Below are 7,009 nucleotides of genomic sequence, written 5' to 3'. Positions count from 1 at the left end.
TCTCGTTAGTCTTCTTTGCCGACGCAAAGAAGAGTGACCGGCAGCCCCCGCAGGGGGATGTCGTATGGCTCTTGGGTGCAAAAACCAACGCTGCTAAAAGAAACAACGACCAACCCTAAAGACCGATGTCGTACGGCCCACGGGTCCAAAAACCATCGCCGCCAAAAGAAACAGCGACCAACCCCGCAGAGCGACGTCGTACAGCCCCTAGCCCCAAAAACCAACACCTTTACTCCGCCTTAGCCCCCGAATCCCTCACCACCTTCGCCCACTTGGCAATCTCAACCTTCTGATACCCCGCCAACTTCTCCGGCGTACCAAGAATAGGATCCAGCCCCAAGGTCTTGAGCTTGGCTTGCACATCGGGAAGCTGGTAAATCCGGTTGAGCTCGGTGTTCAGCTTGGCGATCACATCCTTGGGCGTATTCGCCGGTGCAAAGATCGCAAACCACGAGTCCGCATCAAACCCGGGCAGCCCCTGCTCTGCCAGCGTGGGAATATCCGGCGCCGAATGCGAGCGTTTCGCGCTGGTCACGCCAAGCGCCCGCACCTTGCCCTCCTTGATCACCGGCAGCGCCGACGGCAGGTTGTCGAACATCATGCTGATATGGCCGCCGAGCAGATCGGGAATGGCCATGGCGCGGCCCTTGTAGGGCACGTGGGTGAGCTTGACCCCGGCCAGGGAGTTGAACATCTCGCCCGCCACATGCGGCGAGGTGCCGATGCCCGGCGTGCCGAAAGTCAGGGCGCCCGGCTTGGCCTTGGCCAGCGCGATCAGCTCCGCCACGTTCTTGGCCGGCACGGAAGGGTTGACCACCAGCACGTTGGGCGTGGAGGCGACCAGGATCACCGGGGTGAAATCCTTGACCATGTCGTACGGCATCTTGCTGTAGAGCGCGCCGTTGATGGAGTGCGTGCCGACCGTGCCCAGCGCCAACGTGTAGCCATCCGGCGCGGCATGCGCGACGGCCTCGGCGCCGATGTTGCCGCCTGCGCCCGGCTTGTTGTCCACCACCACGGGCTGGCCCCACGAGGGTGAGATTTTTTCGGAGAAGATGCGCGCCAGGATGTCGGGCGCGCCGCCGCTGGGAAAGCCCACCACCATCCGGATGGGCTTGGAAGGATAGGTGTCGGCATGGGCCGAGGGCACGGCGAAGGTGGCGCAGGCGGCCAGGACGGCAGCTGCGAAAGGTTTGCAACGCATGGTGTGTCTCCCGATGTTCGGTTTTATTCTGGTGTCTGACTGATCTTGCACGCGGCCAGCACAAAGGGGCGAAGGGGCGAAGCCTTGCACCCGTGCGCCGGCAGCGGTAACTCAACTGACTGTTCTGACTGTTCTGAACGTTGCGCGGGGTTTCACGCCACGCTTAAACCACCGTGCCGCCGAACTCCGCCATCACTTTATCGTGCAGCCGGCGCATTCCCTTTAGCCAACGATCGTAATCTTGTCCTTTGCGCTGGTAATACTCGAGCACTTCCGGATGCGGCAGGATCAGGAAGCGCTCGTCCTTCACGCCTTCCAGCGTGACCTGTGCCACGTGCTCGGGCGTGACCGAGCCGGCCTGCAGGAAGCCCTTGCGCTCGCCATCCTCGCCGAACAGCATGCGCGTCTGCACGCCCTGCGGGCAGATGCAGCTGACCTTGATGCCGCGATCGCCGTAGGTGATCGACAGCCACTCGGCAAATCCGATGGCGGCGTGCTTGGTCACTGCATAGGGCGCCGAGCCGATCTGCGACAGCAGGCCGGCGGCCGATACGGTGTTGACGAAATAGCCATCGCCGCGCGCCAGCATCTGCGGCAGCACCGCGCGCGAGGCGTGGATGTGGCCCATGACGTTGATCTCCCAGATGCGCTGCCACTCCTCGGCGCTGGCATCCAGGCCCTTGCGCAGGATGATGCCGGCGTTGGAGCAGAACACGTCGATCTGGCCGAAGCGTTGCGTGGCCTCATCGGCCAGCGCCTGCACGGCGGCAGCATCGGCCACGTCGGTTTGCTGCGCGAACACCTGGCAGTCCGGGCTGGCCTTGGCCACTTCCTCGGCTACCGCCTGCGCGCCCTTGCCATCCAGGTCGGCCACGGCCACGCCGCGCGCGCCGCCGGCGGCAAATGCCAGCGCCAGCGCGCGCCCGATGCCGGTGGCGGCACCCGTCACCACCACGGTCTTGTTGCGAATCTCCATCTTTGTCTCCTTTGTTTGCTATGTCTGTATTGCCAGCTAGATGTGTGGCCCTGGGGCCGTGAGAAAGCGATACGTGGCGATGGCATCGATGGCGCGCATGGCACAGCTATCCACGCCCCTGCCACAGACGGCTCTGCAGCGCTTCGGCCAGCTCGCGGATGCGCGGGCCAAGATTGCCGTCGAGGATTTCCGGCGTCAGCCGCGTAGCCGCGCCGCCGATGTTGATGGCCAGTACTTCCGCGCCGTCTTCGAGCACCACGGGCGCGGCCGCGCCGCTGACCGTGCGGTCCCACTCCGCGTGGGCCAGGCAGAAGCCGCGCTTGGCGTAGTCGCGCAGCGCGCGCTCGAGCTTGATGCGGATCGCGGGCCAGCGTGCGCCGTAGTGGCGCTCCAGGTCGGCCAGCACGGCGGCGCGCCGCTCCGGCTCCAGCCCGGCCAGCCACGCGCGGCCAATGGCGGAGGTGGCGGTGGGCAGGCGCGAGCCGGGCGCCAGCCGCATTACCAGCGCGCCGCGCGGCTGGCAGACTTCCAGGTACACCATCTCATGGCGGTCCGATGTGGCAAGCGCCACCGTGCAGTCGGTGGCAAACGCCAGCGATTGCATCAGCGGCTGCGCGATCTCGCGGATGCCCGAGCCGGCGAGGTAACGCTGGCCAAGCACCATCGCGCCCTGGCCGAGCCGGTACTTCTCCAGCGACGCCGAGTAGATCAGGTAGCCCAGGCTGGTGAGCGTGTAGGTCAGGCGTGAAACCGTGGGGCGCGGGATGCCGGCGCGCCGCGCCAGTTCCGCATTGCCAAGGTAATCGTCGTGCGGGCCGAAGGCGCGCAGCAGGTCCAGCCCACGCGCCAGCGCGGTGACAAAATTGCGGTCGTCACGGTCGATGTCCGGTTCGCCGCCGTGGTGCGGCGCATCGGCGGCGCGCACAGGCGTGGCATGCGCGCCGCCGGGCAAGCAAGCGGAGGAGGCAGGCGAGAGCGGGATCGACGAGGTGCGCTTCATACGTGGCGATAACGCTTGGCTACTGGGTGCGGGAAGCAGACCTGTGGCCGCCTTTGGAGATGGCGGGCCGGAGGTAAGCCGGCTATTTCGCTGTGCGGAAGACTATTCCGTATTTCTTGACTGTGCCTCAGGCCGTATGCAACAGTCAATGAAAACGAACGATCGTGCTGGAACATACCTACGCAGACATGCGTAGCGCTTCACGGTACACGACGACACCGCACCCGGGGCCTGCACGGCAGGCCATTGCCGCATCGCACAGGAGACCAAGCATGCATCACGCCATTCACCAGGCCGCACCGCCCCGCGGCTGACTTTCGCCCCGCCTGACCAAGTGGCCCCCGCATTGTTTTTTGCGCGGCGCCGCCATTTCCACGCAGCCCGCAGCGCGGCTTGCGTGCCTTCGTTCGTGATTCGAAAAGTCGCATGAGGTAAGCCCGTGACATTGTTTCTTCAACAAGTCCTCAACGGCCTGACGCTGGGCGGCGTATATAGCCTGGTGGCGTTGGGCCTGACGCTGGTCTACGGCATCCTGCACGTGCCCAATTTCGCGCATGGCGCCTTCTACATGGCAGGCGCCTACGTCTCGTACTACTTGATGACGTCGCTGGGCATGAACTACTGGCTGGCGATGGGCGCCGCCGCCATCGCGGTGGCGGCGCTGTCGATGCTGGCCGACCGGCTGGTGTTCCATCCGCTGCGCAACGCGCCGGAGCTGCACGACATGATCGCCGCCATCGGCATCATGCTGTTCCTCGAAGCCGGCGCGCAGGCAATGTGGGGCGCCGACTTCCATCGCATGCCCACGCCTTATGGCCAGATGGTGGAAGTGATGGGCCTGACCGCGCCGGCGCAACGGCTGCTGATCATCGCCGCCGCCTTCGGGCTGATGGTGCTGCTGCACCTGTTCCTCACGCGCACCGTGACCGGCTCCACCATCGTGGCGATGGCGCAGAACCGCGAGGGCGCGGCGCTGGTGGGCATCGACGCCACGCGTGTCACGCTGCTGGTGTTTGCCATCTCCGGCGCGCTCGCCGCCATTGCCGCCACGCTCTACGCGCCGATCAACCTGGTCTACCCGAGCATGGGCAACCTGGTCATCACCAAGGCCTTCGTCATCATCATCCTCGGCGGCATGGGCAGCATTCCCGGCGCCATCGTGGGCGGACTGATCATCGGCATGGCCGAGAGCTTCGGCGGCTTCTACGTCTCGACGGACTACAAGGACATCATCGCCTTTGCGCTGCTGGTGCTCATCCTGTCGATCCGGCCCCAAGGCCTGTTTGCCGGCAAGGCCGCATAAGGAGCGCACCATGACAAAGACACTGCAAGGCAAGACCGGCTGGGCCCTGTTGCTGGCGCTGGCCATCGCGTTCCCGCTGGTCACGCCCAACAGCTACTACCTGACGGTGATGACGCTGGCCTTCATCTACGCCATCGCCACGCTGGGGCTGAACCTGATCACGGGCTACACCGGCCAGCTCAACCTGGCGCACGGTGGCTTCATGGCCATCGGCGCTTATACGCTGGGCATCCTCACGGTGGATCACCAGGTGCCGTTCTGGGCGGCGTTCGTGCTGTCCGGCGTGGTGTGCATGGTGGTGGGCTACTTCGTCGGCGTGGTATCGCTGCGGCTCAAAGGCCATTACTTCTCGATCTTCACGCTGTGCATCGGCTACATCATCTACCTGCTGATCGAGAAGTGGGAAAGCCTGACGCACGGCACTGTGGGCCTGATCGGCATCCCGGTGCCGGCCTCGGTGGGCCCGCTCGCGTTCGACAACGTGCAGGCGCAGTACTACCTGGTGCTGTTCTTCCTGGTGGTGGGCACCTTCCTGATGCACCGCATCGTCACTTCGCTGCTGGGCCGCAGCTTCATGGCCGTGCGCAACAGCGACGCGCTGGCGGAGGCGCTCGGCATCAACCTGATGCGCACCAAGGTGCTGTCGTTCGTGCTGTCGGTGGGCTATGCCGGCTTTGCCGGCGCGCTATACGCGGGCCAGGTGCGTTTTCTCGGGCCGGACATCGCGCGCACCGACCTGACCTTCGAGATGGTGATGGCGATGCTGGTGGGCGGCACCGGCACGCTGCTGGGGCCGCTGCTGGGCGCGGTGCTGGTGCCGTGGGTCACGCAGACGCTGCAGTTCCTGCAGGACTACCGCATGCTGGTGTTCGGGCCGGTGCTGGTGCTGCTGATCATTTTCGTGCCGGACGGCATCGTGGGCTCGTGGGCCAAGCGCCAGGCGCGCCGCGCCGCCGCTGCACGCCGCGGCGGCACAAGCCGCGAGCACCCGGCCGACGCGCCCGTCGCCGGCAACCCGAATGCAAACGCTGCGAACGCAGGGGCCGACCATGCTTGAGATCCGCAACCTGACCAAGAAATTCGGTGGCCTGAGCGCCGTGCACGATGTCTCGATCACCTTCGAGACGGGCCATATCAACGCCATCATCGGCCCCAACGGCGCGGGCAAGACCACCTTCTTCAACCTGATCGCCGGCACCCATGCGCCAACCTCCGGGCAGATCCTGCTCAAGGGCCGCAACGTGGCCGGCCTGCGCGCCGACCAGATCGCCCGCCTCGGCGTGGCCCGCACCTTCCAGGCCACGCACCTGTTCGACCGCGCCACCGTGCTGGACAACCTGATCGTTGGCCACCGGCTGCGCACGCAAGCGGGGCTGGCCGACGTGATCTTCAACACGCGCCGGCTGCGCGAGGAAGAGCGGCTGTGCCGCGCCAAGGCCGAGGAGGCGCTCGACTTCGTGGGCCTGGCGCACCTCGCGCATGAAGTGGCGGCGGACATCACGCAGGAAGAGCGCAAGCGCGTGGCCTTTGCGCTGGCGCTGGCCACCGATGCCGAACTGCTGCTGCTCGACGAGCCCGCGGGTGGCGTGAACCCCGAGGAGACCGTGGGCCTGGCCGAACTGATCCGCAAGATGGTCCGCCACGGCAAGACGGTCTGCCTGATCGAACACAAGATGGACATGATCATGCGGCTGGCCGACAAGATCATGGTGCTGAACTACGGCGAGAAGATCGCCGAGGGATCGCCCGCGCAGATCCAGCAAGACCCGCAGGTCATCGAAGCCTATCTGGGAGCCGACCATGTTGCAGCTTGAACGCGTTTCGCTTTCGTACGGGAGCTTTCGCGCGCTCGACAACATCACGCTGAACGCCGCCGCCGGCGAGCTGGTGGTGCTGCTGGGCGCCAACGGGGCCGGCAAGAGCTCGATCTTCATGGCGCTCAGCGGCATCCATCGCACCAGCGGCGGCAGCATGCGCTTTGACGGCCGCGAGCTGGCTGGCATGAAACCTTCGCAGATCGTGCAGGCGGGGCTGGTGCACTGCCCCGAAGGGCGCAAGCTGTTTCCCGCCATGAGCGTGCAGAAGAACCTGACGCTGGGCGCCTACGTGCACCGGCGCGACTCGGCCGGCATCAAGCGCTCGCTGGAAGAAGTCTTCGAGATGTTCCCGATCCTGCGGCAGAAAAAGGACGACCCGGCCGGCTCGCTGTCAGGCGGACAGCAGCAGATGGTGGCGCTCGGCCGCGCGCTGATGGGACGCCCGCGCACGCTGCTGCTCGACGAACCATCGCTGGGCCTGGCGCCACTGGTGGTCAAGCAGATGTTCGAGGTGATCCAGCGCATCAACCGCGCGGGCACCACGGTGCTGCTGGCCGAGCAGAACGCCTATGCGGCGCTGGGCATCGCCCACCGCGCGTATGTGATCGAGAGCGGCCGCATCGTGATGCAAGGCGACCGCGACACGCTGCTAAAGGATGAAGGAATTCGCCGCGCTTATATCGGTGGCTAGAGCGCGCCAAAGCCGTTG

Annotated in this window: 7 protein-coding genes; 4 read left to right on the top strand and 3 right to left on the bottom strand. The window is 65.7% G+C overall.

From position 1 onward, the window contains the following. Positions 1-229: 229 nt before the first annotated feature. The 3 genes from AC07XB_RS27175 to AC07XB_RS27165 all read right to left on the bottom strand — a co-directional run bounded on the left by AC07XB_RS27175 (position 230) and on the right by AC07XB_RS27165 (position 3,180). Positions 230-1,204 (bottom strand): Bug family tripartite tricarboxylate transporter substrate binding protein, encoded by a 975-nt coding sequence (locus AC07XB_RS27175; protein WP_492828897.1) that lies wholly within the window; start codon positions 1,202-1,204, stop codon positions 230-232. A 163-nt stretch (positions 1,205-1,367) separates the two neighbouring features. Further along, positions 1,368-2,180, bottom strand: coding sequence for an SDR family oxidoreductase (locus AC07XB_RS27170; RefSeq protein WP_492828899.1), 813 nt, complete (start codon positions 2,178-2,180; stop codon positions 1,368-1,370). 106 nt (positions 2,181-2,286) lie between these two features. After that, entirely contained in the window at positions 2,287-3,180 is an 894-nt protein-coding gene (locus tag AC07XB_RS27165) for an IclR family transcriptional regulator (RefSeq protein ID WP_492376753.1), read from the bottom strand. Positions 3,181-3,619: 439 nt separating this feature from the next. On the opposite strand from AC07XB_RS27165, the gene AC07XB_RS27160 reads away from it, so the two are divergent. Genes AC07XB_RS27160 through AC07XB_RS27145 form a run of 4 tightly spaced genes read left to right on the top strand, consistent with a single transcriptional unit; the run spans position 3,620 to position 6,991 of the window. Then, on the top strand, positions 3,620-4,483 hold the full coding sequence (locus AC07XB_RS27160) for a branched-chain amino acid ABC transporter permease (RefSeq protein WP_150993602.1): 864 nt from the start codon (positions 3,620-3,622) through the stop codon (positions 4,481-4,483). 10 nt (positions 4,484-4,493) lie between these two features. Beyond that, positions 4,494-5,540 (top strand): branched-chain amino acid ABC transporter permease, encoded by a 1,047-nt coding sequence (locus AC07XB_RS27155; RefSeq protein ID WP_492828901.1) that lies wholly within the window; start codon positions 4,494-4,496, stop codon positions 5,538-5,540. Then, positions 5,533-6,297 (top strand): ABC transporter ATP-binding protein, encoded by a 765-nt coding sequence (locus AC07XB_RS27150; protein WP_150993389.1) that lies wholly within the window; start codon positions 5,533-5,535, stop codon positions 6,295-6,297. Before AC07XB_RS27155 ends, AC07XB_RS27150 begins: the two co-directional genes overlap by 8 nt. Then, on the top strand, positions 6,284-6,991 hold the full coding sequence (locus AC07XB_RS27145) for an ABC transporter ATP-binding protein (protein ID WP_174425292.1): 708 nt from the start codon (positions 6,284-6,286) through the stop codon (positions 6,989-6,991). The genes AC07XB_RS27150 and AC07XB_RS27145 overlap by 14 nt, the downstream gene beginning before the upstream one ends. The last annotated feature ends 18 nt before the right edge of the window (positions 6,992-7,009 follow it).

Source organism: Cupriavidus sp. GW821-FHT02F09, assembly GCF_059421605.1.
The sequence above is the reverse complement of the archived record's forward strand: the minus strand, read 5'-3'. Positions and strand labels throughout refer to the sequence as shown.